The organism is Chryseobacterium caseinilyticum, from assembly GCF_014837145.1.
GTDB lineage: Bacteria > Bacteroidota > Bacteroidia > Flavobacteriales > Weeksellaceae > Chryseobacterium > Chryseobacterium caseinilyticum.
This window is the reverse complement of record NZ_JACYFS010000004.1, coordinates 248,993-274,390: the sequence shown is the minus strand read 5'-3', so window position 1 is coordinate 274,390 and position 25,398 is coordinate 248,993. Positions and strand designations below refer to the sequence as shown.

Annotated in this window: 18 protein-coding genes; 17 read left to right on the top strand and 1 reads right to left on the bottom strand. The window is 37.1% G+C overall.

All coding sequences use genetic code 11. The annotated features are described in order from the left end of the window. Positions 1 to 56 precede the first annotated feature (56 nt). The 6 genes from IC610_RS14175 to IC610_RS14150 all read left to right on the top strand — a co-directional run bounded on the left by IC610_RS14175 (position 57) and on the right by IC610_RS14150 (position 11,313). Positions 57 to 1,058: a glycosyltransferase family 39 protein gene (locus tag IC610_RS14175; RefSeq protein WP_191737435.1), complete on the top strand. Its 1,002-nt coding sequence runs from the start codon at positions 57 to 59 to the stop codon at positions 1,056 to 1,058. Further along, on the top strand, positions 1,055 to 2,194 hold the full coding sequence (locus IC610_RS14170; RefSeq protein WP_191737434.1) for an EpsG family protein: 1,140 nt from the start codon (positions 1,055 to 1,057) through the stop codon (positions 2,192 to 2,194). Before IC610_RS14175 ends, IC610_RS14170 begins: the two co-directional genes overlap by 4 nt. A gap of 223 nt (positions 2,195 to 2,417) precedes the next feature. After that, positions 2,418 to 5,858: a T9SS type A sorting domain-containing protein gene (locus tag IC610_RS14165; protein WP_191737433.1), complete on the top strand. Its 3,441-nt coding sequence runs from the start codon at positions 2,418 to 2,420 to the stop codon at positions 5,856 to 5,858. 250 nt (positions 5,859 to 6,108) lie between these two features. Continuing rightward, entirely contained in the window at positions 6,109 to 7,254 is a 1,146-nt protein-coding gene (locus IC610_RS14160; protein WP_191737432.1) for a hypothetical protein, read from the top strand. Positions 7,255 to 7,299: 45 nt separating this feature from the next. Continuing rightward, on the top strand, positions 7,300 to 9,873 hold the full coding sequence (gene topA, locus IC610_RS14155) for a type I DNA topoisomerase (protein WP_191737431.1): 2,574 nt from the start codon (positions 7,300 to 7,302) through the stop codon (positions 9,871 to 9,873). A 291-nt stretch (positions 9,874 to 10,164) separates the two neighbouring features. Beyond that, entirely contained in the window at positions 10,165 to 11,313 is a 1,149-nt protein-coding gene (locus IC610_RS14150) for an alpha/beta hydrolase (RefSeq protein ID WP_191737430.1), read from the top strand. Between the two features lie 26 nt (positions 11,314 to 11,339). Here IC610_RS14150 and IC610_RS14145 read toward each other — a convergent pair whose 3' ends face one another. Then, a complete protein-coding gene (locus IC610_RS14145) occupies positions 11,340 to 11,633 on the bottom strand; it encodes a hypothetical protein (RefSeq protein WP_056075906.1) in 294 nt (97 codons plus the stop codon). Between the two features lie 75 nt (positions 11,634 to 11,708). Between IC610_RS14145 and IC610_RS14140 the strand changes: the two genes are divergently transcribed. The 11 genes from IC610_RS14140 to IC610_RS14090 all read left to right on the top strand — a co-directional run bounded on the left by IC610_RS14140 (position 11,709) and on the right by IC610_RS14090 (position 25,334). Continuing rightward, the gene (locus IC610_RS14140) at positions 11,709 to 12,848 is read left to right on the top strand and encodes a glycoside hydrolase family protein (RefSeq protein WP_228462932.1); all 1,140 of its coding nucleotides are present in this window, start codon (positions 11,709 to 11,711) and stop codon (positions 12,846 to 12,848) included. A 126-nt stretch (positions 12,849 to 12,974) separates the two neighbouring features. Beyond that, positions 12,975 to 14,045: a formimidoylglutamase gene (locus tag IC610_RS14135; protein WP_191737429.1), complete on the top strand. Its 1,071-nt coding sequence runs from the start codon at positions 12,975 to 12,977 to the stop codon at positions 14,043 to 14,045. A 106-nt stretch (positions 14,046 to 14,151) separates the two neighbouring features. Further along, complete coding sequence (locus IC610_RS14130) at positions 14,152 to 15,159, top strand: glycosyltransferase (RefSeq protein ID WP_191737428.1); 1,008 nt, start codon at positions 14,152 to 14,154, stop codon at positions 15,157 to 15,159. Between the two features lie 37 nt (positions 15,160 to 15,196). Then, entirely contained in the window at positions 15,197 to 16,321 is a 1,125-nt protein-coding gene (locus IC610_RS14125) for a glycosyltransferase family 4 protein (RefSeq protein WP_056075916.1), read from the top strand. 40 nt (positions 16,322 to 16,361) lie between these two features. After that, a complete protein-coding gene (locus IC610_RS14120; RefSeq protein WP_191737427.1) occupies positions 16,362 to 17,198 on the top strand; it encodes a polysaccharide biosynthesis/export family protein in 837 nt (278 codons plus the stop codon). A gap of 1 nt (position 17,199) precedes the next feature. Beyond that, complete coding sequence (locus IC610_RS14115; protein ID WP_191737426.1) at positions 17,200 to 19,689, top strand: exopolysaccharide transport family protein; 2,490 nt, start codon at positions 17,200 to 17,202, stop codon at positions 19,687 to 19,689. Between the two features lie 309 nt (positions 19,690 to 19,998). Next, on the top strand, positions 19,999 to 20,892 hold the full coding sequence (locus tag IC610_RS14110) for a DUF6089 family protein (RefSeq protein ID WP_191737425.1): 894 nt from the start codon (positions 19,999 to 20,001) through the stop codon (positions 20,890 to 20,892). 5 nt (positions 20,893 to 20,897) lie between these two features. After that, positions 20,898 to 21,647, top strand: a complete 750-nt coding sequence (gene uppS, locus IC610_RS14105; protein ID WP_191737424.1) for a polyprenyl diphosphate synthase — start codon at positions 20,898 to 20,900, stop codon at positions 21,645 to 21,647. 29 nt (positions 21,648 to 21,676) lie between these two features. Continuing rightward, on the top strand, positions 21,677 to 24,214 hold the full coding sequence (locus tag IC610_RS14100) for a BamA/OMP85 family outer membrane protein (protein WP_191737423.1): 2,538 nt from the start codon (positions 21,677 to 21,679) through the stop codon (positions 24,212 to 24,214). Positions 24,215 to 24,216: 2 nt separating this feature from the next. Then, positions 24,217 to 24,756 (top strand): OmpH family outer membrane protein, encoded by a 540-nt coding sequence (locus tag IC610_RS14095; RefSeq protein WP_191737422.1) that lies wholly within the window; start codon positions 24,217 to 24,219, stop codon positions 24,754 to 24,756. A 74-nt stretch (positions 24,757 to 24,830) separates the two neighbouring features. Then, a complete protein-coding gene (locus IC610_RS14090; RefSeq protein ID WP_191737421.1) occupies positions 24,831 to 25,334 on the top strand; it encodes an OmpH family outer membrane protein in 504 nt (167 codons plus the stop codon). The last annotated feature ends 64 nt before the right edge of the window (positions 25,335 to 25,398 follow it).

Here is a 25,398-nt window from a genome sequence, read left to right as displayed (position 1 = left end):
TACTTTTGCAACGCTCGAGCGGTCAGCAGAAGCAAAAACATTACATTCGGCGGCGTATGTTGCAAAACAACGATGAAAAAATAAGTTCGGTCCTCTTTACAGCAATACTTCCTTTTTTGCTGTTTTTCATGGCATATTACGGTTTCGAATCGTCGTACGTAAAACTGAAAACGATGGAGAGAGCTCCAGATTTTATGTTTTCGTCGGTGTATGCTTACCGTGTGATTCCTAATTTTCTTACCGTTCATATCACAACTTTTCTGACAGATTTTATCAATTCAAATCTGATTTCTTTAAAACCGTTTATCGCAAAAAACGGAACGGTTTTTTACCACAGTATTTTTCTGATCAATCTTGTTTTTTTTCTGGGTTCGTCTGTGGTTTTAAATAAAATTTTAAAGTTTGAACCCAACCTTTTTGCCTCGGATCCGAGATTAAGAAAGTTGCTTCATCTTTTGGGTGTATTTCTGATGGTCATCGTGCAGTATGTGCCGACAAACTGTGATTCCATCGCTGTATTCTTTTTCCTGGCAGGGATTTTTTTCAGTTTAAAGTATTCAAAATCGAGACAGAGTAGAGATTTATTTATTCTTGTCGGAATTATCTTTATATCGACATTTGTACGGGAAACAGCCTGTTTGAATATCGCGTTTTTCGCGGCTTTATTTTTTGATTACAGAAAGTTCAGTATTAAAAATTTTGCTTTTTACAAAGAGATCACCGCTGTAATTTTAGCTTTTGTAATTCCTTATATCGGGCTCAGAATGATCATCCCTCAGGAAGGTGCGGTTGCAGAGGGATTTTATCTCGTTCAGAATTTCAGCAGTCCGTTTAATCTTGCAGGATTAGTTTTCGGTACTGTTGTTTTATACTTTATTTATCAACTTTGCGGAGTTGCAGAGCGGAATACTTTCAAAAATTTTATCATCCTGTCTGTTCCTTATCTTGGAATGATTACTTTTGTCGGGCTGTTTTGGGAAACAAGACTTTGGCTTCCTCTTTTGCTGGGAGTACTGGTGATTTCTTCCCAAAACATAAATTTCATAAAGCTTAAATGAGTTTATTTCACCCTTACTACCTGATTGTTTTTGTTGTGCTGTTGGTTTTCAGTGCGCAGGAAGTTTTTGGCCGCAGGGTTGAAAAAAAATACCTCTGGTATCTCGGGATTTTTCTGATTTTAATTGCAGGGCTGAGGAAGTATGTTGGGCCTGATTATGGAAGTTATGTGGGGATTTATGCATTTTCGGATCAGATCGATTATGTGAGTATTATTTTTAAAGCATTATATCTCGATCCACCCAATCCGTTTGAACTTGAATGGATTTTTGTTCTGATTAACAAGGTGTTGCTGAATGTTTTTAATGCGCCTTTTTATATGTTGACGCTTGTTATTGCCGCAATAACCATATATTTTAAGATTGAGTACATAGAAGAAAATACATTTTATCCCTTCACATTTATCCTCTTCATTTTTATACCTGGGTTTTTTATCGGGGAAAGTGGACAGATCCGACAGTGTTTAGGGTCATTTATAGTATATTATTCAATACGGTTTATAAAGTCCAGACAGCTTTTTATGTATCTGCTGTTTATTTATTTGGGTGCAGGTATTCACAATGTATGTTATGTTTTTCTCCCAATGTACTGGGTGGCAAGAATTCCGATTAATAAAGCAGTGATGCTGGGTTCAATTATTATTTCCATCTTTCTGTCTCCGTTTGAAGTCTACCGTATTTTCGGAAGTTTTCTGGAAGGTGTAGCTTCAGACAATATGCTTGTGGAAGGTTTTAATGGTTACGTCGATGAGTCTGTTACCCGTCTGAACGGAGGTATCGGTGTTCCTGAGGGAATGATGGCGGTTCTCACATTCTTTCTGTTCTTTTTTGATAATGAGATGAAAGAAAAGTTTCCTTACTATGAGTATCACAGAAACTATGCGGTAATTGGTATTTGCGCGTATTTTATATTCAGAAACAATCCTATTTTCTCGTCGCGTCTTGCGGGAGCATTTATTGGTTTTTCCTATATCATCATTATTAATACCATGTATGTGGTAAGCGATGCGACCAAGAGATTGATTTACACTTTTATCATTTCACTTTTCATTTTCAACTTTGTTGTATTCTCCAGCTTTAAAAATATTATTAACGGAAACTTCACAATTGAGCTGTATAACAACTATTTGTTACCATAAATCTTCCGTGTTTCAAAAAAATATTTGATTCATAATGAAAAATTAATTCTCAGTTTTCCAAATTGTGAATTTAAATACATATTTTTGCCATCGTTGAATTATCATCAGTTATAAATGTTATTTGTGTTTATGTGTTTACTCATAAACGATTATTATAACTTATTTTGATATAATCAATTGAAACTTTAAAACTAAAGACTAAAATTTGTATCTAAGTATTATTATGAAACAAAAATCTATTTTTCAGAGCTTTACCTCAGCAGGTTTTGTACTATTAAGTTTTTGCAACACGTATGCGCAGCAGGATTTTGCAAAAAGTGATCAGCCGGCAAATAATTTTGTCAACGCATCAAAAATCCCCATGGATCCCGATGTGAATGCGGCCAGGGCCTACACCTACCCATGGCTTTTAGCTCCAAACAGTTATATTTTCGATCCTTCCACCACGAACGACGGAATCTATATTCCTGTGAAAAAAGCATACGCAGTGTGGACCTTCTACAAATATCTCAACAAAGACAGTTTCAATTACGATGGTAAGACAACAGCAGAATTGCTTTGGGAAGACAATCATGGTTTGATTAAAACAAGCGGTGGTGCAAGACTTCGTTTGTCTGGAACCAAGGAAGAAGGAAAAATAGTTGTTCCTGTAAATAAAGGTAAAAAAGGAAATGCAGTTATTGCCTTTAAAGTAGATGGTAAAATTGCCTGGTCATGGCATATCTGGGTGACAGATGATCCTACAGACGGTTCCACTTACCGTAGTTTTGATAATGTTAAAAGAGAAACTGCCACCGGAGCCCCTGAAGTAATCCCTGCAGGAGAATGGAAATGGATGGACAGAAATCTAGGTGCGATCTCATCATCAAACACCGCCGGAGAGTGGAACAGAAGCGGTGGACTTTTGTATCAGTGGGGTAGAAAAGATCCTATTCCGCCACTGGTTTTAAAAGGTGATGATTTTTATGAGGTTTCAGGAAGCATCGGAAGAGTGCGTCACAGAGGAGCGAAAAACTTTACCAATGCAATCAATTTTGATAATTTAAGACTTTTCACACCTGTTTCTACAGCAACTGTGGAAAATAATATGGCGCTTTCGATCAATAATCCCTTAAGCCCAATTTATGTTTATAAAGATGATCTTTCCGGGCCGGCGTATTATAATAACAATGCCAACCTGATGTACAATTGGTTCGGTGCATCTTCAGATATTTTGGGTCAGGATTTACCGAAATTAAATCTTTGGTCCGACAATGCAGAAGGAAATGTAAGCACAAATTACAATGCAGACGACGCGGCTCAGCCGTACAGAAGAAAATCTCCTTTCGATCCTTGCCCGAATGGATGGCGTTTGCCATCGATGCTGGTTGCCAATCTGGCATCTCCAACCTACGTTGATGATGTTAGAATAGATTTTTCCCCATTTGGCGTTCGTACCAATTTAGGTAAAACAGCATTCGAAAGTGCGGGAAATCATATTATAAAGCCATCGGATGCGGGAGTTCCTGCATTTATGACCGGTTTTAAAGTATATCCGAATGTAGGTTTTGACATGACTTCGGTGGGTGGTTTTAATATGGGAACTTTCCCGGGAACTGGCCAGTTGGCGATTAATTCACAACAAGGTCAGTACACCGATCAGCATCAGGTAGGTTTGTGGACGGCAACCATGACAAGACTTTCCGATGCTACACCAGCGGTTTCTGCGAGAGCTTTGTTTATGGTTCCGGATAAATATCAGTCAGACACACCCAATCCGGGCGATGCAACCGTGAAAGGAAGATACTGGTATATGCCGACATCAACCGCTAAAACCTCTGATGCCAACGCATGCAGATGCATTCAGGATCCGGGATATATTGTTCATAACTACAATTATCCTACGGAATATTATGATGAGCCGACAGATTATATGGAAGGTCTAAAAAATCCAAATACTTATCAGATTGTAAAAAACACCACTTCAACTTTGGTTGAAATTCCTGTATCTAAAGCGTTTTCAGTACAAAGCCAGTTGTTGAATAACAAGACAATACTGAATTCAGCAAGTTTTAACAGTTTAAAAGCGAATGTTCTCTGGTCCACCAACACAGCACTGATTGGTTCTGTCGCGCTTTCAAATCCGTCTCCGTCAAGTATAGCAGATCTTTCGAATACAAAAATTCAGGTTAATATCAATCCGAACCAGAGTGGAAATGCCGTGATTACGCTTCACAACGGAAGTATTGCCAGTCCAGTGTATTGGTCATGGCATATTTGGGTGACTGACAGTGCGATTTCTTCTTTCACTTATGCTACGGAAACGCCAAATTCCAATGCGCCGAATTACATCAACTACGTCCAAAAAGGCGATATTCTGAAAACCGAGTTTATGGACAGAAACCTTGGGGCTACCGATGCTTTCCCTGTCGTGGCAAATCCGCTTACGCCTAACGCTACTGAGCTTGCGCAAATCAGAGCTTCCACCGGAATGCAGTATCAGTGGGGAAGAAAAGATCCCATTCCTCCGTTCCAGCATGCTGACAACAGAGCTTCTTACAGCATTTATCTGGGGAATGTTGCTGCTAACGGAACCGTTTCCTACACAGCGCTTAGCTATGCGAACTACAATAATCTTTCAGGAAATTATATCGTTCCTTACAACACTTATTCAAACGCAAGCAACGCGAATGTCGTTACTCAGGATACTGTTCCGGAAAAATTAGCTAAAATTTTATCTTATTCTGTAAGAAATCCATTGGTGTACATGATTCCAAGTACTTTTGCACCTTACAATTCTGCTGTTCCGAATTATACAAACGGGTCAGACTGGATCTCAGATGAGCCCAATTTAGCAGCAGACCGCTGGGGAAGAGGTGGTGAAAAATCCGTTTACGATCCGTGTCCGGAAGGTTGGAGAATCCCTGATTTAACAGGCACAGCAATTATCACCAACAGAGATTTTGGAATTTCGCCATGGTACAAAAAAGACAAAAAAGTAGCTACAAGTTACAGTGTGCTTACTGATTATCTGGGAACAAGAGTGAGAAACAGTACAACTACAACAATCGGTTATATTTACAACAATCCTGCCTACAATGTCGGTAATTTCCCGAATTCAGGATCGAGAGGTTTCAGAAGTGTCGCGGCAAATCAAACGGCGACAGGAACTTTTAATGTTAACAATTATCAGTATCCGGGAGTCTGGACGGGAGCATTAAATTCAAACTATATCGGCAGACCTGTCAATATTCTGTTTGATGCTGCTTCAAGTGCCAACAGAATGATTGCTTTCCATGATAATAATGATCCTTATTTTGGAATGAACTGCCGTTGTGTGAAAGTCAATACCAACGCATCAGGAGATCAGGCGGGGCCAATTCCTGCAATTCCTGTGACGCAGGCAGGTGCTTTCAAGGCTACCAACGTTTTCACTCAGAAACAAATCGAAGAAAAAGAGGTTAAAAATCAAATTTCTCTGTTTCCAAATCCTGTGCAGGATATTCTTTATATCAAGGCTGATGTGAGAAAAGATTATTACTACCAAATCTACAATGCTTCAGGGCAAATGGTGAGAAAAGGTAAATTTGAGAATAATCAGACCAATGTTTCAGATTTAACACAGGGTTTTTATCTGGTAAGAATCAATGACGCAGAAGTTGTAGTAAAAATTATGAAGAAGTAGAAGTTTTAGTTTATATAACAAGAATTTTTCTTTCCCAAATCGTATTGGGTGAAAAAATTCTTTAAAATTGAGCAAAAAAACGTCCTTTAGGGTTGGGGTAATAATTTTGCTCAATTTTAAATTAAATCATCATAAAACAGAACCGAAATTGTTTTTTGAATACGCTTTAATTCCTATTTTTGACAATCAAATTTAAGAACGGGCAAATTCAAAACGGTTTCGGTTCTTTTATTTTGCAAAAACCACATATTTGAAAAAAGCCGCAGAAATTTTTACCGTAAGATTGCTCATCAATTTATTGATTCTGGCAACCGCAGTCTTTGCGCTGGTTTTTACTTTTATACACAACCGCAATTCCGACGGGTATATTCTTGGCGACTGGCTCATCAATTATCAGGATGGCGGTTTTAAAAGAAGAGGGCTTTCCGGAAGCTTCTTTTTTCTTATTCAGGATTTTACAGCTTTAAAATTAAATCTTGCAGTTTACTTTTTCCAAGTCATCATTATTTGTGGATTTTTTTATACTTATTTTAAAATTATTCAGAGAAAACAGCCGGACTTACTGTATCTCTCGCTTTTGCTGTCGTCCTTAGGTTTTATCGGGATTTTTAATTGCGTTGACTATGTCGGAAAAAAAGAATTTATAGTCTTTTTCCTGTTTGCTGTTTTTATCAATCTTTTAGATCAGGACAAACTCAGCAGATTTAAGGAATATCTGATCTGTTTAGGATTGCTGACTGCCATGTTTTTCCATGAGATCACACTCTTTTTTGTTCCCTATTTTTTAATTGGCTTATATTTAAAAAGTGGAAAATTTGAAACTCAAAAATACATTAAGTACATTCTCGTAACTCTCGTTCCTGCAGTACTAATACTTCTCCTCGGAAAAGAAATCAACGACGGTCAGTCTCTTGAAATTTTGAAAGACCGTGGTGTAATTTTAACCAAAGGAATATTTTTCTGGAATTTTGATGAGCGGAAATACATAGAAGAGCATTTCGATGACTACAGATTATACCTGATCAGCTTCCTTATAAGTGCAGTACATGTCGGAATTTATTTAAAGTTTCAAAAGACACGAAAGTTTCTGTCTATTTTATTAATTTCTGCATTTCTCTTCTCTTTGCCCCTGTTTTATCTCGCAATCGACTGGGGAAGATGGCTCTATATTCACATGATTTTTCTGATCGTTCTTTTTTCTTTAAATCTTCCCAAACGCAATTCTGATGAGGTTTCAAAAGGTTTTGGTTTAAATTTAAAAAATGGAATCATTCTTCTTTTTATCCTTTTTTCATTACTGTATAGAGTTGAGATGTCGGGTAAGGGTTTTACATGGGAAGGTTTGCTGTACAGAGTCTTTATTACGCCTGTGGAACTGTTAAATAAAATGCTGTAAATCTGCTTTAATAAAAAAAGGCTTACTTTTGCAAAAATTTCAGGAATGTCGAAAAATTTAGTAATCGTCGAGTCTCCGGCTAAAGCAAAAACTATTCAAAAATATTTAGGTAGCGATTATGAGGTGAAGTCCAGCTTCGGACATATCCGTGATCTGCCTAAAAAAGGGATGGGAATAGACTTGGCCACATTCAGTCCGGATTACGAAGTTTCTGCCGACAAAAAGAAATTGGTGACAGAACTGAAGTCTGCTGTGAAGAAAGCCGATATGGTCTGGCTCGCTTCCGATGAAGACCGTGAAGGAGAAGCTATCGCATGGCATTTGGCTGAAGAATTAAAACTGAAACCAGACAACAGAAAGAGAATTGTTTTCCACGAGATTACAAAAAATGCGATCCTTAAAGCAATCGAAAATCCGAGAGATATTAATCAGAATCTTGTGAATGCTCAGCAGGCCAGAAGAGTTCTCGACAGAATCGTTGGTTTTGAAATGTCTCCCGTACTTTGGAAAAAAGTAAAACCGGGATTGTCTGCCGGAAGAGTGCAATCGGTAGCCGTACGTCTGGTAGTGGAAAGAGAAAAAGAAATCCGCGCATTCACTCCGAAAGCAAGCTTTAAACTGGATGGAATCTTTTTAAATAAAACCTCTCAGGAAATCGCTGCAAAGCTTAAAAAAGATTTCGACAGAGAAGAAGAGGCAGAAAAGTTTTTAGAACTCGCAAAAACAGTTGAATTTAAAGTTCTGAACGTTGAAACAAAACCTGGAAGCCGCTCTGCATCTGCGCCATTTACCACTTCAACACTTCAGCAGGAAGCATCTTCAAGATTGGGATACAATGTTACCAACACCATGCGTCTTGCGCAAAGACTGTATGAAGAAGGTCATATTACCTACATGAGAACAGACTCTGTCAACCTTTCTCAGGAAGCCATTGAAGGTGCAAAAACTCAGATTTTATCAGAATACGGCAAAGAATATTCTTCGCCAAGAAACTATACCACCAAATCATCTTCTGCACAGGAAGCTCACGAAGCTATCCGCCCGACAGATTTCTCTGTAAAAACGATTGGTGACGTTCAGCTGAATAAATTATATCAGTTAATTTACAGAAGAACACTGGCTTCTCAAATGGCTAATGCTAAAATTGAGAAAACCGTGATCGAAATTGGTAACGCAAAACTTCCCCAGCATTTCGAAGCACAGGGAGAAGTGATCATATTTGATGGTTTCCTGAGAGCTTACGGTATCGTAAAAACAGAAGATGACGACGAAGAAAACAACGAAAAACTATTGCCTAAAGTTACTGTAGGCGAAGTTTTAGACTATAAAAAAATTACCGCAACAGAAAAATTCACAAGACCGAGTGCGAGATACACTGAAGCCGGTTTGGTAAGAAAGCTTGAAGAACTGGGAATCGGCCGTCCGTCTACTTATGCACCAACGATTCAGACGATTCAGAACCGTGAATATGTTGACAAAAGAGAGATCGAACCTCAGACCCGTGAGATCGTGAAAATGTCTCTGGTAAAAGACAAAATCAAAAAAGAAGTTCTCGACGAAAAATTCGGGGGCGACAAAAATAAATTCGTTCCTACAGACATCGGTGAAGTGGTAAACGACTTCCTTACTGATAATTTCAGCGAAATTCTAGACTTCGGATTTACCGCAAGAGTAGAAGAAAGTTTCGACGAAATCGCACATGGCGGTCAGAAATGGAAAGAAATGATGACTGATTTCTACTCAAAATTCCATCCGAGGATTGAAGATGTTGAAGAAAATGCAGACCGTGCCAACGGAGAACGTCTCTTGGGTGTAGATCCAAAAACTGGCAAGAATGTAACGACAAGAATCGGAAGATTCGGCCCTATGATTCAGATCGGGGAGCAGGACGATGAAGAAAAACCGGTTTTTGCATCACTTCTGTCAGGACAAAACATCGCTACCATCACTCTGGAAGATGCATTGGAACTGTTTAAACTTCCTTTCGATCTTAATGAATTCGAAGGACAAACCGTTACAATTGGTGTCGGAAGATTCGGACCATATGTGAAGTGGGGCGAAACGTACATCAGCATTCCGAAAGGAGAAGATCCGCTGTCGATTGATCAGACCCGTGCAGAAGAGATTATTGCTGAAAAGAAACTTGCAGATGCGCCGATTGCATCTTATAAAGGCGAGCCGATCACAAAAGGAACGGGAAGGTTTGGTCCTTTCATCAAATACCAAAGTATTTTCATCAATGTTCCGAAGAGATATAATTTCGAAAATCTTTCTCAAAGCGACATCAACGAATTGGTGGAAGCAAAGTTGGAAAAAGAAGCCAACCGTTATATCCAGCATTGGGAAGCAGAAAAGATCTCCATTGAAAATGCGAGATGGGGCCCGATTGTAAAACACGGAAAAAATATCTACAAAATTCCAAAGAAAAAAGACGACACCAAATACGAGGCAGACGACCTGAAAGAAATCTCCATCGATGAGGTTAAAAAATGGATTACCGCTCAGGATCCTAAAGCTTTCGCAGAAAAGAAAAAACCTGCAGCGAAGAAAGCTCCTGCGAAAAAGGCAACGACTGCTGCTAAGAAACCTGCGGTGAAGAAGCCGGCAGCGAAGAAGTAACTAAAATTTAAACCTTGTCAAGATTCATAACCTTGACAAGGTTGGGCATAAGAAAAAGCACAGATTTTTGGTCTGTGCTTTTTTGTTACTTGCATCTTGTGCGCACCAGCGGAGAGATTAGGAAGTTGACAATAATGTAGAATCTTCTATTAATAATCAACATTACCTGCTCCTACCCATTTTGATGTAATTTTATTTAAATTGATGTTTTTTAGATTTTTATTAAATCTTTTACCATTCAGTATAAAACTGCTCTTCCACTTAAATCGTATGTAATTCCAAACCATAACTATGATCCGTCTCATCCTTATTATCATTCTATTCATCCTTTCTTTAGTGAATTTTTTTCCGGTACCAAGCCAAAGTACTTGGTATGTCGGTATTGCCGTGCCCGAATTTCCATGGGTTTTTATGATGGCTGCATTGGCATTGCTGGTTTGGAGCTGGTATTCCAAAAGATTCAGAAAACTGTCGCTTATTTTAGGCGGAATTACTTTTTTGATACTCAGTTCGCCAATTGTGCGGGCTTATAATGTTGGAAGTCATCTAAGTGAAGATATTGAACAATCATTTGGTGTAAAAGATGCAGATATGAAAGGTTTTCATCAAAAAAAACCCTACAGCTTTTTACAAATGTTTACAGGAAACGGGGCGAAAGATATTCCTTTTAAAACCTATCATTATGCAAAGACCGATGGTGTTGATCTGACTTTAAATTTCACGCCTTCCGCAATTTCTGGTGTGCGACCGTGTTTAATTGTCGTTCATGGCGGCTCGTGGAAGCGTGGAGACAACAGTGAGATCGCAGCTGCCAATAATTATTTTGCCAATGCAGGTTATCAGGTAGCAACGATTAATTACCGGTTGGCTCCGAAATTCCCAAGTCCGGCTCAGCAGGAAGATTTGCATTCTGCTTTTAAATGGATTCGCCAACACGCTGAAGAACTGAAAATTGACACCTCCAACATTGTTCTGATGGGAAGATCTGCAGGCGCATCCATTGTTCTGACGATGGCTTACACAGGAAATGAAAGTGGCGTAAAAGGGGTTGCTGCATTTTATGGAGCCATCGATATGCCGTGGAGCTATAAAAATCCGGATAATCCTTTGATCATGGATTCCAGAGAAGTGCAGAGAGATTTTTTAGGAGGAACACCCGAAGAAGTCCCTGAAAAATATATTGCCGAATCACCAATTTTTCATGTCAATGCCAATACAACGCCTACTTTGCTTGCTCACGGCTGTCTAGATGCGCACGTTTGGCATATTCAAAGTGAAATGCTGAAAAAAGAATTGGATAAACATCATGTAAAAAATTATTTGCTCACAATTCCTTGGGGAACGCATGGTTTTGAATATAATCTGAATGGTCCTGCCGGTCAGCTTTCTATGTATTCTGTGGAGCGGTTTTTTTATTCTTTGACGCAGATGAGAAGGTAAGTCTTTAAAAGTTGAATGAACTGTATTTAATCCTGATATTTATTGATTAGCAATTTCGTTTTTTTATCAAAGTTAAAGGCGTAGTAGGTAAGCGGTGTGTAATAAAATAAAACCAGATTGTCGTTACAATCTTTACAATACTTGATTTTATCGGGTCTGCCCCAAGTTTTTATAAATATATCTTGAGTAATATTTAAAGAGGTATTCTTAAATTTTGCTGAATAGTTTCTTTCATAAAAAACTAATCCGACAATTAAAAAAAATGCTAAAGTAAATAGAGAAACAAGACTTATAGCAATTGATTTTGTTACAGTTTTCATATTACTAATTTATAAATATTAAACTTAAACAAAACTATTCAAAATTAATCATGTCAAACACCCCTAAAGTGCAGGATGCTCCGACAAACCAATCAGAGTAATTTGGCAATGCAGAGATTTGATGATATGAAAGATCCGAAAAACTTTTCACGTAAAGAATTTATACAGCTTTCATGCTTAGGTGTGGCTGCTGTGTTTTTTGGTTCGTCATTTACAGATTTGCTTCGTTCTGAAGATAAACCTTATTTTAATTTAAAACCCATTGGCAGATCACTCGAGCTCGAGGGTTATTACATTTGGTGCTCGTCTCCGATCTGGGGTGAAGATGGAAAAGTACATCTTTTTTACTCCCGATGGAAGAAAGAAAAAGGCATGGGCGGCTGGCTCAACGGTTCAGAAATCTGCAGGGCAGAAGCCAGTTCTCCATTTGAAAAGTTTGAACATAAGGAAGTGATTTTAAGTCCGAGAGGGAAGGGTTTCTGGGATGCGACCACCTGTCATAATCCTCTAATTAAAAAAGTCGATGACCGGTATTATTTGTTTTTCATGGGGAATTCCAACGGGAAAACAAATACGAAAAGAATAGGCTTGGCAACCTCAAAAAGTCTTGACGGAGAATGGACAAGACCTGACCAGCCATTGCTTTTACCAGGAAAAGAAGGCGAATGGGATGATCATTGCACTACCAATCCGGCTTTTGTAGAAGGAGGCGACGGAAAATACTGGCTGTTTTACAAATCCTGGAACACCAAAGAATATGAAACCCAAAAAGGAACCGTCCGCGGAAACCGGAAATATGGCTTGGCTAAAGCCCTAAAGCCTGAAGGTCCTTATGTGAAAGTCTTAGAAAATCCGGTGATTGATTTTTCTGCGATGCCCAATAATGCACAGCTGGAAGATGCTTTTATATGGAAACAGAAAGGCAAATTCCACATGGTGGCGAGAGATATGGGATTTTATAATCATGAATATGGTTTGCATTTGACCACAAAAGATGGTATTAAATGGACAAAACCTGAAATTGCTTATTTGGATTTAAAAAAGTACGTTGCCGAACCCGAACCACCGAAACATCTCAAAAGATTCGGAAGACTGGAAAGGCCGATGATTTTGATGGATAAAAAAGGTGAAAGGCCACAATTTCTTTTCGGTGCTACTCAAGGCGGGAAATTTGAAACATCTACCACTTTTGTTTTTGAGATATTGAAACATTAATTTTTATCATACTTAATTCTTAATATTTATTACTGTAGAACCATCAACGAAGTTTTGTTGATGGTTTTTTAATCGTAAAAATCATTTTATTTTAATATTTTTGAGGCTATTAAAGGAGCTTGAAGCATGAATTTTGAAGATTTTATCATTTCGCCACGCAATTTCAGAACAGAAAACTGGCAGATTGGAAGCAGAATTACCAAAGAAATAAAAGAAGACAGTATTGTTTTGCTTTTTGTTTCAGATTATCGTGGTGCGGGCGGTGAAGCAGAAGTGCAGGATTTTACGGCTGTCAGAAAGGAATTTTACCAACTTTCTCAACTTGATTTTGATATTCCGGTTGTGGATTTGGGTGATTTGGTTTCGGGAAAATCTGTGGAAGATTCTCATTATATTCTGCAGGAAGTTTTATCAGCTTGTCATCAGAAAAGAGCAATTCCGGTGATTATTGGTGGTTCAAATGACTTTGCTTTTTCCTTATTTTCAGGATTGAATTTTCATCAGCAGAATATTAATTATACTCAGATCAGCAATATAATTTCCTTAAAGCAGGCTGAGGAGATTAACGAACATACATTTTTAGGCAAAATTTTCGGATCTAAAAACTTCTCGATTAAAAATTACCATCATCTGGGATATCAGAAGCATCTCAATGAAAATGATTCTGTAAAACTTATTAAAGAAGTGGAGTTTGATATCGTCCGTTTGGCAGAAATGATGAATTCTACTGAGAAAACTGAACCTTTTTTCAGAAAAGCAGATTTGGTAACGGTTAATTGTGATGCGGTGGAAAGTTTCAGTGATGCATTCTCTGTTAATCCACAGGTCAACGGTTTAAACAGAAGAGAAATCTGTGCCTACATGAAAGAAATTGGCTTAAGCGAAAATTTAAAATCTGTCGGCATTTTCAACTATAATATTTATACTGAAAATCATTTAAACCATCAGCTTTTAGCGCAAATGATCTGGTATTTAATTGAAGGAATCAACATCCAGAAATCTCATCCTAAAGAAAGACAGTACGAACTTTTCTATGTTTTGATCAACGACAGACAGTATGCGTTTAAACGCGATACTTTCAGCAGTTTATGGTATTTTGGTGATGATGAAAATATTGAAAACTGTATTCCCTGCTCGAGAAAAGATTTTGATGATGCTAAGAAAGGCTGGTTGAATGCGAGGTTTACAAGAGTTTAAAGCTTAATGCGAAGCGACGAAGTCGCGGGATGTCGGTAGAACAATTGACATTATAATTGAACATTTAAGCTGCGTAGCTGCGAAATATCGGTAGAGAAATTTAATAATGACAAATCATTCAAAAACAAACAGAGTTTCGGTAATTGTTCCGGTTTATAATGTGGAATTATATCTGGAAAAATGCCTCACGTCTTTGGTGAACCAAACTTTGCAGGATATTGAAATTGTCGTAGTCAACGACGGAAGCACCGATGGTTCACAGCTGATTATTGATCGCTTTTCTGTTGAATTCCCTTCAAAAATAAAAGCTTTTACTAAAGAAAACGGAGGATTAAGCGATGCCAGAAACTTTGGAATCGACCGTGCTTCCGGAGATTATATCGGTTTCGTAGACAGTGATGACTATGTTTCTGAAACCATGTTTGAGGAAATGTTGAATCTTGCTGAAAAACATGATGCAGAAATGGTGATCTGTAATATTCAGAAAGTGGATGAATTCGGAAATATTACCCAAAAACTGACTCAAATTCCGAATATGCCTGAAAAAATTGATCTGGAAAGCAACTTTTCAGTCTTTTCAGATCTGAGTTATTTTGCTTGTAATAAATTGTTTAAAAAAGAACTTTTTCAGAATAAAAGATTTAAAAAAGGAGTTCATTTCGAAGATATTCAGCTTATCCCGCAACTTTTACTGCAATGTAAAACGCTGGCACAGACTCAGAATTATCATTATCATTATCTGGAACGCAGCAATTCCATTTCAAAAACACATACCGAAAAAGGGCTCGATATTCTACATGCCGTGCTGGATGTTGAAGATGCTTTTCAATTATCTAAATATTCATCTAAGAGAAGTGAGCTTAAAAACTTTCAGATTCTTGAAGGCGTTTACACTTTTTTAGCCTATCTCGCCTTTGTGAAAGACGATTATGCATTTAAAAATATGAGTAATAAACTCAGTATTTTCATGCAGGAAAGGAATGTTAAATTTAAAGATATATTGATTTACAATCGTTTTGATAGAAATTATCTGTTATCTTTGCCGTTGAAAAAAAAAATTTATTATCTGCTTTATTTTAGCGGTTTTTACGGAGTTTTAAAAAAAATAATGTAAAAATTTTCTGCTGATCTGAAAGCTGTACACAACCGGAATGAGGAATTTTGAATTATTCTTATTGCAAACAGGACTTCCCTTTTTTTATCTGAAAGTAGGCTTGGCATTAGTGTTTTCATTTGTCATTACCTATTTTTCGGTTCCTACAATCATTAAAATTTCACGCAGAAAAAATCTCATGGATGAGCCAGGACAAAGAAGCTCACATTTGAGAAAAATACCCAATCTTGGCGGAATTGCTATTTTCTATTCAATAGGAATTTGTGCTTCTATTTTTGCCCACGAAATTTTTGATCTCTACAAATTTCTTTTTGCATCGTTGATCATTCTTCTTTACGTTGGTGTGATGGATGATATTATGGTGATGAGAGCTTACAAAAAACTGATTGCTCAGATTTTGGTCTCCGTTGTATTGGTGATGGGCTCAGATGTACGTATCAGAAGTCTGTTTGGGATTTTTGGCGTTTACGAGCTTAATTATTTTATCAGCGTTATTTTTACAGTTGTCACCTTTATTATTTTAATCAATGCTTTCAATTTAATTGACGGAATAGATGGTTTGGCGGGAGGGTATTCTCTGCTGTGCAGTGCACTTTTCGGGATCAGTTATTACCGTTTAGGGGAATATAATTATCCGTTGGTAATTCTGTCGGTATGTATTATAGGGTCTGTTTTGGCGTTTTTGTATTATAATCTCTCGCATTACCGCTCTACCAAGATATTTATGGGCGATACGGGTTCAATGCTTTTAGGATTTTTACTGGCGTTTACAGCGGTTTGTTTTATTGATATCTTTATAGACAAGGAAATCCCCAATATGCCCCGCTATCATTTGAAATCTGCGCCGGCAATTGCTGTAGCGATTTTGATATTACCTATTGTAGATACGCTTAATGTCATCATCATCAGATGTATCAATAAAAAATCACCGTTTGAGGCAGATAAGAATCATATTCATCATAAACTGATCAGGATGAATCTTACTCACCGAAGATCGAGCTTTTATATCATGTGTTATTATCTTATGATCATTATTGTCGCGTACTTTCTGAGACATATTGATGTGAATCTTCTGCTGATTGTTGTTTTGTCTCTTGGGTTTTTGGGCGCTTACCTTCCGGACATCGTCACAAAGGTTCAAAAACTAAAAACACAACCTTAACTTTAAATTTCTATTTTTGCAAATTAATTTTTATTCAGTAATGAAAAATTTGAATTATTACCTGTTAATATTGTTGCCATTCTTTTTGTCATCTTGTATTGCACCGAAAGATGTAAAATATATGCAGCCCAGCGAAAGTCTGGTAATCAATGAAGAAGGGCTTATTCCATATAATATTCCTGTATACAGAGTTACTAAAAATGATATTTTAAAACTGGATATTGTAACTACACCGAAAGGTGATGCTGCTCAGTTTTACAGCACAATGTATGCACCGGGTTCTACAGTAAACAATATCACTGTGGCCGGAGGTTCCGGTACTGGTGGAAACGCTATGATTTATTTCACCGGACTGAAAGTTGATTCCAACGGAGATATAAATATTTTCGGAATTGGTTTTGTGAAAGCAGAAGGTAGAACTGTGGAGGATATTTCTAAAGATATTCAGGAGAAAGTGAACGAAAATTTCCAGGAAGGCAAATCTGAGGTTCGTCTGAATACTGCCGGAATTACTTATTACGTTTTAGGTGATGTGGAAACTACCGGAATGACAGGTGAAAAAGTCGTAATGAAAAATACACTTACTTTATCGGAAGCAATCTCAATCAACGGAGGTTTGAACAGAACAATCGACAGAAAAAATATTGTTATTCACAGAAAGTATCCTGAAGGAATTAAAAGAGCAAAAATAGATCTTACAAGGGAAGATGTAATGAATTCGCCTTATTATTATGTACAGAATGGTGATGAAATTTTCCTAACTACAAGAGGAAGAAGTCTTAACGGATTCGGGAAAGATCCTGTACAGACAATCATAAGCGGGGTTTCTGTGTTTACTACGGCTTTATCAGTTTATTTACTTATCAAAAATCTATAGTATGATTCCGGAAAGAGAAAATAAGACAGATAAGATTCAGCCTAAAGAAAAGACTGGTTCATTTGCGATTTTTGATATTGAGCATTTCATAAGAAGAGTAATCAGAAACTGGTATTGGTTTGTGCTGATGCTGATGATGGGTTATGGAATTGCCTATGTTTACGGGAAATACTATGCGCAGAATATTTTTGCATCAAATCTTTCTTTAAGTGTTTCAAATAATACAGCAAGTTATTTTACGCCCAATCAATCCATCAACTTCATTTGGGGACAGGGCGGAAATCAGGATGGAATTTATTTAAAGAAAATGTTACTTTCACGTACTCACAATGAGTTTTTGGTGAAAGAGCTGGGACTGTTTGTAAATTATAAAACCAAAGGTGTTATTAAAGCGACTTACCTCGATAAGGAAGATTCGCCGGTATTTGTGGAAATAGACAGAAAACATCTTCAACAGGTAAATTATCCCATTACAATTATTCCTAAAAGTAACGGAGCTTACGAAGTTCAGCTTCCTGAAGAAGGAGAATCTACAAATCTTTATAATTATGAATATGAAGGCTATCATTACGTAGATGGATACACAAGACCAGATAATAAAACAGTAAAAATAAATGAATGGTATACAACACCAAATCTCAGATTCAGATTGGTGCCTAACCCAAAAACGCTGTCGATAAAACTTGATAATATAATTGTAGAACTTTCCACCGTAAATGATGCTGTGAACGGCATTATCGGTACCATGGCTGTGGATTTTGACAAGGAAATCAATACCATTATGATTATTACCAAAACAGGATATAATCTGAACAGTACCGTTAATTTCCTGAATAAATCTGTTGCTGAACTTCAGAAGAAACGATTTGCAGATAAAAATATTCTTGATGAAAATACAAAAGAATATCTTGAAGACAATCTAAAATCCATCAGAAAAAAGTTAGATTCTAGTGCTCAGGTAATGAACTACCTGAAAACTTCAGAAAAATTGTATGATATCAAAAACAGAGATGAAAAATCTTTAGAAAGAATAAAAGAACTTGAAACCAAAAAAGCCGATCTTTTAAGCAAACTCAGCTCACTCAACACCATTAGAAACAGTGTTGACGGACAGAATTTTGAGAAAATGATCAGTACTTCCGCTGCAGGTTTTGAAGATGGTCTCTTCCAGGCATCTGTGGCAGAAATGAAAGCTTTGTATGCTAAAAGAAGGGAGATGTCGGCAATTTATACTCCCAACTCAGAGCCTATGAAGGAGATCAACAGACTCATCAGTGAGGCCAGAGTAAATTCTAACGGTGCTCTGAGAAATTATCATACAGTTTACACCTCTGAGATATCAAAAATTGACCAGCAGATCGGCACTGCCAATATGGATCTAGACACTTACCCAGAAAAGCAGAGAAGATATTTGGATGCTGAACGTGGATACAATATGATTGAAGCTACGTACAACAGTATTCTGTCAAGACAGAATGAAAGCCAGCTGAGACTTGCCACCAATAAATCGGATATTTCAGTAATTGACCCTGCAAAAAATCTTGGACAAGGACCAATCGGACCAAACGTAAAAGGAACCAAATCGATGATTATGGGAGGGCTGTTGTTACTGCCATTATTTTTCATTGGTGTCGGAGCATTTTTAGATACGAAGATCAGAAATATAAAAGAGCTTCTGAGTGTTACCAAAATTCCACTTTTGGGTGTTATTGGGAACAATGGCAACGGAGATACGATGCTTACTGTTCTGGAGCAACCAAAATCTTCAGTGTCAGAATCTTTTAGGGGAATCAGAGCGAATATGCGATTCCTCTCTGGCGAAAATGACAAAAGCAAAGTTATTCTTATAACATCATCTGTTGGTGGAGAAGGTAAGACTTATGTATCAATTAACCTTTCTTCAGTATTGGGACTGAGTGACAAAAAAACGATCTTGTTAGGAATGGATCTTAGAAAGCCGAAAATTTTCAATGATTTTAATATTGATAATAAATTTGGTATCTCAAATTACCTGACTGGTGAAGTGGGAATTGAAAAAATCATCAACAAAACAAGAATTCCGAATCTGGATGTCGCAACTTCCGGACCTATACCTCCGAATCCTTCTGAACTTTTGATGAGCGAAAAAAACATCCAGTTTATTGAGGAACTTCGCACCATGTATGATTTCATTGTTATTGATTCTCCTCCTGTAGGTTTGGTAGCTGATTCATTTGAACTGATGAAGCATTCTGATGCCAATCTTTATGTAGTGAGACATGAGTATACAGAGAAATATATGCTCAAAATGATTACAGAAAAATACCACGATAACGAGATCAAGCATTTGGGAATTGTCTACAACGATTACAATACCAAGCAGGGTTATGGCTATGGTTACGGCTACGGTTATGGCTATGGTTACGGCTATTTTGATGAAGACAAAAACTACAAAGAGCCACTGTTAATCAGGGTAAGAAATAAACTGCGTGATTTTTTCAACAAAAAATAGAGTAAGACCCTCTTTTTTGAGGGTTTTATTTTTTTAAATTGAACCTTCTTTCAGTTTTTCAGAAAAAAAAGGTTCACGAAAATTTTGATATTTTAATGATTTTATAAAAAAAATAAAGAGCCTTCAAAATTTCTAAAAACGTGTGCAAAATAGCATAAAAAGAATATTTTTAACATTTTGCCGTTTAGTTACATATTAATTATGTTTTTTTGTTTATTTTTAACTAATCATTAAGATTATCATTAATATAAAAATGTTTTATATTTGCAAAAATTAAATTTTAAAATAACCATAAATCCGTATTCTTTTATGAATAAAAAATTATTGTTTAGCTTCCTTGCCATTTTTAGCGTAATGGTATCAGTGAAAGCTCAAAGAAACGAATTGGGAATTCGATTGGGGATGAGTAATCTTGTTGGCGATATCGGCAAAACAAATTATATCCTGCAAAAACCTCTGGATTTAGACAGAGCCTCTGAATGGGGATTTCCTTTTTATGGTGGTTTATTATACAGATTTAATTTTAATCCTTATCAGACTGTAAGATTAGACGTTGGTTACAACCAGGTACAGTTCAGCGATAAGGCTGCAAAAGAAGAATACAGAAGAAACCGTAATTCTTTTGGGAAGAATGATATCTACGAAGCAAGTTTGCTTTTTGAATACAACCTTTTCCCTGTAAACAACGAGCAGATGAGTATGTTGAGTCCATATGTTTTTGCCGGTTTCGGAGGGATTATGTTTGATGCTCCTAAAGCCACTGTGAGACACGATTACAGAAGAGATGCCAACGGAGTGGCTCAGGCGCCGATTGATGAGCTTGATTTTGTAACTACCGTAGATTATTCCTTAGGAAAAAAAATAGCACCTATTGTACCGTTTGGTGTTGGTTTGAAATATAAATTCAACCACGGATGGGCAGTTTTTGCAGAAGCAACTTTCAGACTTGCTGTAACAGATCAGTTAGATCACAGTAAGGTTCTCAGAACAGATGTGAACTCAAGCTATAATGCAGAAATTTTGAGCCCTTCTACAGGAGGATCATTGCTTGAGACAGGGAATTATTTTATTGTTTCCAAAGAAAGAGAAGCAGAATTCATCAGAACCAGAAATGTAGGTGACGGTGAATCAAGAGATTGGTTGAATACCTTCAGCCTTGGTCTTACCTACTCATTCGGAAGACCTCCTTGTTATTGTGATTAATTATTATGTCGTTGATTAAAGATAAAATAGACCCCGAAAAATTACCACAGCACGTTGCAATCATCATGGATGGTAACGGCAGATGGGCAAAATCCCGGGGTGAAGAAAGAACATTTGGCCATAAAAATGCCATCGATGCTGTAAGAAATGCAATTAACGCATGTAATGAAGTTCATATTCCTTACCTCACGCTGTACACGTTCTCATCAGAAAACTGGAACCGTCCTGAAGAGGAAGTCAGTACCCTGATGAATCTTCTTACCGAAACGCTGCTTTTGGAAGCTGAGGAGATTTTTACCAAAGGTCTGCGTTTGCACGTTATTGGTAATGTAGACAAGCTGTCTTCTTTGGTTAGAGATCAATTGATGCATGTAATAGATCTTACCAAAGATAATACCAAAGGCAATCTGATTTTAGCAATCAGCTATGGCTCTCAGGAAGAAATTCTGAATGCCGTAAAGAAAATCGGTAACGACGTAAAAGAAGGAAAAATTGAAGTTGAAGATATCAACGAGCAACTATTCGAAAATTACTTATATACAAAAAATATCCCTCCTGTAGATTTGTTGATCAGAACAAGTGGTGAAGTGCGCATCAGCAACTTCCTGCTTTGGCAAATCGCTTATGCAGAGCTACAGTTCCTCGATATTCTCTGGCCAGATTTTACAAAAGATGTATTCTTTCAGTGTATTGTAAATTATCAAAACAAAGAAAGAAGATATGGTCTCACGGGAGAACAAATCAAAATCCAGTAAATTTTTTAGAAAAGAAAGACTACGATAAAATGAAGTTTAGATTATTACCCATCATTATGTTTGCGGCTTCTGCACATTTTTATGGACAAGTAACACCACAGGACAGTACCGCTGTAAACACAAGCATACTGGCAGATAATCAGCAGGGAGCTTATACTCTTAAAGATATTGTTGTGGATGGGGTAAAAAAATACACACCTGCTCAGATTCTGAGATTTACAGGTCTGTCAAAAGGAGAGATTGTAGACATTCCGGGGCAAAAGATCAGTAATGGGATCAAAAAGCTTTGGGACACACAGTCTTTTTCTGAAGTGGAGGTGTATGTAGAGAGCATTGAAGGACAAACTGTAGTTTTAAAATTTTATCTTCAGGATCTTAAAGAGCTTGGAGAAGTTAAATTTACAGGAAAAGGGATTGGTAAATCCAAGAACGAAAAACTGGCAAAAGACAACAATCTGAAGCCGGGAACGAAGATTACCCAGAACCTTGTTTCAAGTCTTAAAACCAATATTCCTAAAGATTATGTGAAGAAAGGTTTTGCAGACGCAAGCATTAGCATTCAGGATAAAGTGAATGCCAACGACCCGAATATGGTAGACTGGACGATCAATATCGACAAAGGCAAGAGAATTAAGATCAGTCACATCGAGTTTGAAGGGAACGAAAACGTTACCGATGCTAAACTTAGAAAAAAAGCATTCAAAGAAACCAAACAAAAAAGATTCGGTATCGGAGGTATTCTGAAATCGTCTAAATTCATCGAAGAAAAGTATCAGGAAGACAAACAAAGTCTTGTGAATTACTACAACTCTTTGGGATACAGAGATGCAAAAATCGTTTCAGATTCTGTTTGGAGAAATAAAAAAAATAATTACGAAATCAACGTAAAACTTACGGAAGGTAAAAAATATTATATCGGTGATATTACTTTTACCGGAAATACAGTGTATCCTACAGAATATCTTCAGAGAATTCTTGGGTACAAAAAAGGTGATATCTACGATGCAGTAGGTTTCAACAAAAAAGTTGGTGAAGACGGTGGTAAAGAAGATGATTCTGATATCAAGTCGAATTACATGAACAACGGTTACCTTTTCTCAACCGTTACTCCGGTAGAAAAATCGGTGAATGGAGATTCTGTAAATCTTGAAATCCGTATCACTGAAGGTGAGCAGGCTACCTGGAACCGTGTGACTTGGGAAGGAAACGTAACCACGCATGATCATGTTATTCTTCGTTCGCTAAGAACTAAACCGGGTGAGCTTTTCAAAAAATCTGAAATTAAAAGAACGTATTTCGATTTGGCGGGGATGTCATTTTTCGATCCTCAACAGATCGGTCAGGATATCAACCCAAACCAACAGGACAATACTGTTGACTTAAACTGGAAATTGGTTGAAAAAGGATCATCACAGGTTCAGCTTCAGGCCGGTTACGGTGGTAACAGTTTCATCGGTACTTTAGGTCTTACATTTAATAACTTCTCACTGAGAAATTTTCTTAAATTTAAAGACTTCAGACCGGTACCTCAGGGTGATGGACAAACATTGTCTATTCAGGCTCAGGCTGGTCAGTATTTCCAGAATTACGGTATTTCATTTACAGAGCCATGGTTGTTCGGGACAAAACCAACAGCACTTTCTGTAAGCTTAAATAACTCGCGAGTAAATTACAGCCAATACAACGGTCCGGATCAGAGATTAAATATTTTCTCGGCATCAGTAGGTCTAAACAGACTTCTAAGATGGCCGGATGATTATTTCTCACTGTACACAGGTCTTCAGTTCCAGAAGTATAATTTCAGCAATTATCCTTTTGAATTCGGTACATCTACAGAATTATACGGTAATGCAAATAACTTAAGCGTAAATGTTGGGTTAAGCAGAAACTCGGCAGGTATAGATCCGATTTTCCCAACAACGGGTTCAAATATTGAATTGTCTGGAAAATTTACACCGCCATATTCACTTTTCAGAGACAGGAATTACTCTTCAATGTCGCCTGTGGAAAAGTATAAGTGGATGGAGTTTTATAAAATTAAATTCAAAGCTGATGTTTACAACGAAGTTCTTGGCAAACTTGTCTTGAGATCTTCTGCAGAAATGGGCTTTATGGATGGATACGACAAAGCATTGGGAGCGCCGCCGTTTGAAAGATTCTATGTAGGTGGAACCGGTCTTTTCGGAGGTAGATTCGATGGTAGAGAGCTTATTCCATTGAGAGGTTATGAAAATGCTTCTACTTATGGTGGAACATTAGATGATATTACGCCGACAGGTGGAGGTACTATTTACAACAGATTTACGTTAGAGTTAAGATATCCAATCTCAATGAGCCAGACAGCGAAAATCTATGCATTGACTTTTGCTGAAGGTGGTAACGTTTGGAACTCTTGGCAGGGCTACAACCCTTTTCAGCTGAAAAGATCAGTTGGTGTAGGGGTAAGAGTGTACATGGGAGCCTTTGGTTTAATTGGTTTTGACTTCGCATACGGTTTCGACAGAACAGTATTAGGAACAGAGCCTGCAGGTTGGAAAACACACTTCTTAATGAACCAATCTTTATAATTATGAAAACTTTAAAAGCTTTTATTTTTCTTTTCGTTTTTTCTGCATTTTCATTTGTGAATGCTCAGAAAATAGGTGTTGTAGATACTGAATATATCTTGGGTATGCTTCCTCAATACAAAGAAGCTGAAGCAAGATTAAATTCCCAGATTGATACCTGGCAGAACGAACTGCAAAGTCAGCAGTCTGAATATGAAAAGAAAAGATCAGCTTTTGAAAACGAAAAAGTTTTATTGATTGGTGATCAGCTGAGACTTCGTGAAAAGGAAGTTTTAGATTTAGAAAAAAATATTAAGACCACTACAAGTTTAAGATTTGGTTCTACTGGTGAAATAAGTAAGTTGAGAGCCAATTTGATGACACCTTTTCAGGATCAGATCTGGGCGGCAATCCAGAGAATGTCTGAAAAAAACGGACTGGGCATGGTTCTTGATAAAACAGACAACAATGTTATTTTCCTGCAGAAGAGATATGACTACACTGATAAAGTTTTAGATATACTTTTAAAAGGATCAGACAAAGAAAAAAAGAGCAAAAAATAAATTCTGATTGCGGTAATTAACTTTTTACTATTTTTGCAATCAAAGAAAAAACAAAAATTATCTATTTACCTATTATGAAAAAATTAAGTGTATTATTTGCAGCGATATTGATGATGGCCTCTTTCGGAATGGCTAAAGCGCAAAAAGTTGCTACTTTAGATGTATTCGGAGTGCTTAATGCAATGCCGGAAAAAAAGAAAGCGGATACAGATCTTAAAGCTTTTGCAGATACCAAAGAAGCTGAAATCAAGAAAAAAATGGAAGCAGCTCAGACTAAGTATGATCTTTATATGAAAGAAGCTCAGACTAAAACTGAAGCTGAAAACAAATTGAGAGGTGACGAAATGAAGAAACTTCAGGACGAGATCACTGGAATGCAGCAAAAAGCTCAGAAAGATCTTCAGGCTAAGCAGGACGCAGCTTTCAACCCAATCGAGGCAAAATTAAACACTGCGATCGAGAAAGTATCTAAAGCTGGAGGTTACGAGTTTGTATTAGACGGTAACTCTACTTCATTGGTTTACAAAAACGGTGCAGACATTACAGATGCTGTAAAAAAAGAATTGGCGATTAAATAATTTTAATTCCAAATAATAATCACCACCTTTATTCTTTATTAAAGGTGGTTTTTTTATTTTTGTA

Coding starts and splice junctions, on each gene's coding strand:
- IC610_RS14120 (WP_191737427.1), top strand. CDS start 16,362: ATGAAAAATTTGAATTATTACCTGTTAATATTGTTGCCATTCTTTTTG.
- IC610_RS14095 (WP_191737422.1), top strand. CDS start 24,217: ATGAAAACTTTAAAAGCTTTTATTTTTCTTTTCGTTTTTTCTGCATTT.
- IC610_RS14140 (WP_228462932.1), top strand. CDS start 11,709: ATGCTCCGACAAACCAATCAGAGTAATTTGGCAATGCAGAGATTTGAT.
- IC610_RS14110 (WP_191737425.1), top strand. CDS start 19,999: ATGAATAAAAAATTATTGTTTAGCTTCCTTGCCATTTTTAGCGTAATG.
- IC610_RS14115 (WP_191737426.1), top strand. CDS start 17,200: ATGATTCCGGAAAGAGAAAATAAGACAGATAAGATTCAGCCTAAAGAA.
- uppS (WP_191737424.1), top strand. CDS start 20,898: ATGTCGTTGATTAAAGATAAAATAGACCCCGAAAAATTACCACAGCAC.
- IC610_RS14135 (WP_191737429.1), top strand. CDS start 12,975: ATGAATTTTGAAGATTTTATCATTTCGCCACGCAATTTCAGAACAGAA.
- IC610_RS14165 (WP_191737433.1), top strand. CDS start 2,418: ATGAAACAAAAATCTATTTTTCAGAGCTTTACCTCAGCAGGTTTTGTA.
- topA (WP_191737431.1), top strand. CDS start 7,300: ATGTCGAAAAATTTAGTAATCGTCGAGTCTCCGGCTAAAGCAAAAACT.
- IC610_RS14090 (WP_191737421.1), top strand. CDS start 24,831: ATGAAAAAATTAAGTGTATTATTTGCAGCGATATTGATGATGGCCTCT.
- IC610_RS14175 (WP_191737435.1), top strand. CDS start 57: ATGTTGCAAAACAACGATGAAAAAATAAGTTCGGTCCTCTTTACAGCA.
- IC610_RS14145 (WP_056075906.1), bottom strand. CDS start 11,633: ATGAAAACTGTAACAAAATCAATTGCTATAAGTCTTGTTTCTCTATTT.
- IC610_RS14125 (WP_056075916.1), top strand. CDS start 15,197: ATGAGGAATTTTGAATTATTCTTATTGCAAACAGGACTTCCCTTTTTT.
- IC610_RS14130 (WP_191737428.1), top strand. CDS start 14,152: ATGACAAATCATTCAAAAACAAACAGAGTTTCGGTAATTGTTCCGGTT.
- IC610_RS14170 (WP_191737434.1), top strand. CDS start 1,055: ATGAGTTTATTTCACCCTTACTACCTGATTGTTTTTGTTGTGCTGTTG.
- IC610_RS14150 (WP_191737430.1), top strand. CDS start 10,165: ATGATCCGTCTCATCCTTATTATCATTCTATTCATCCTTTCTTTAGTG.
- IC610_RS14100 (WP_191737423.1), top strand. CDS start 21,677: ATGAAGTTTAGATTATTACCCATCATTATGTTTGCGGCTTCTGCACAT.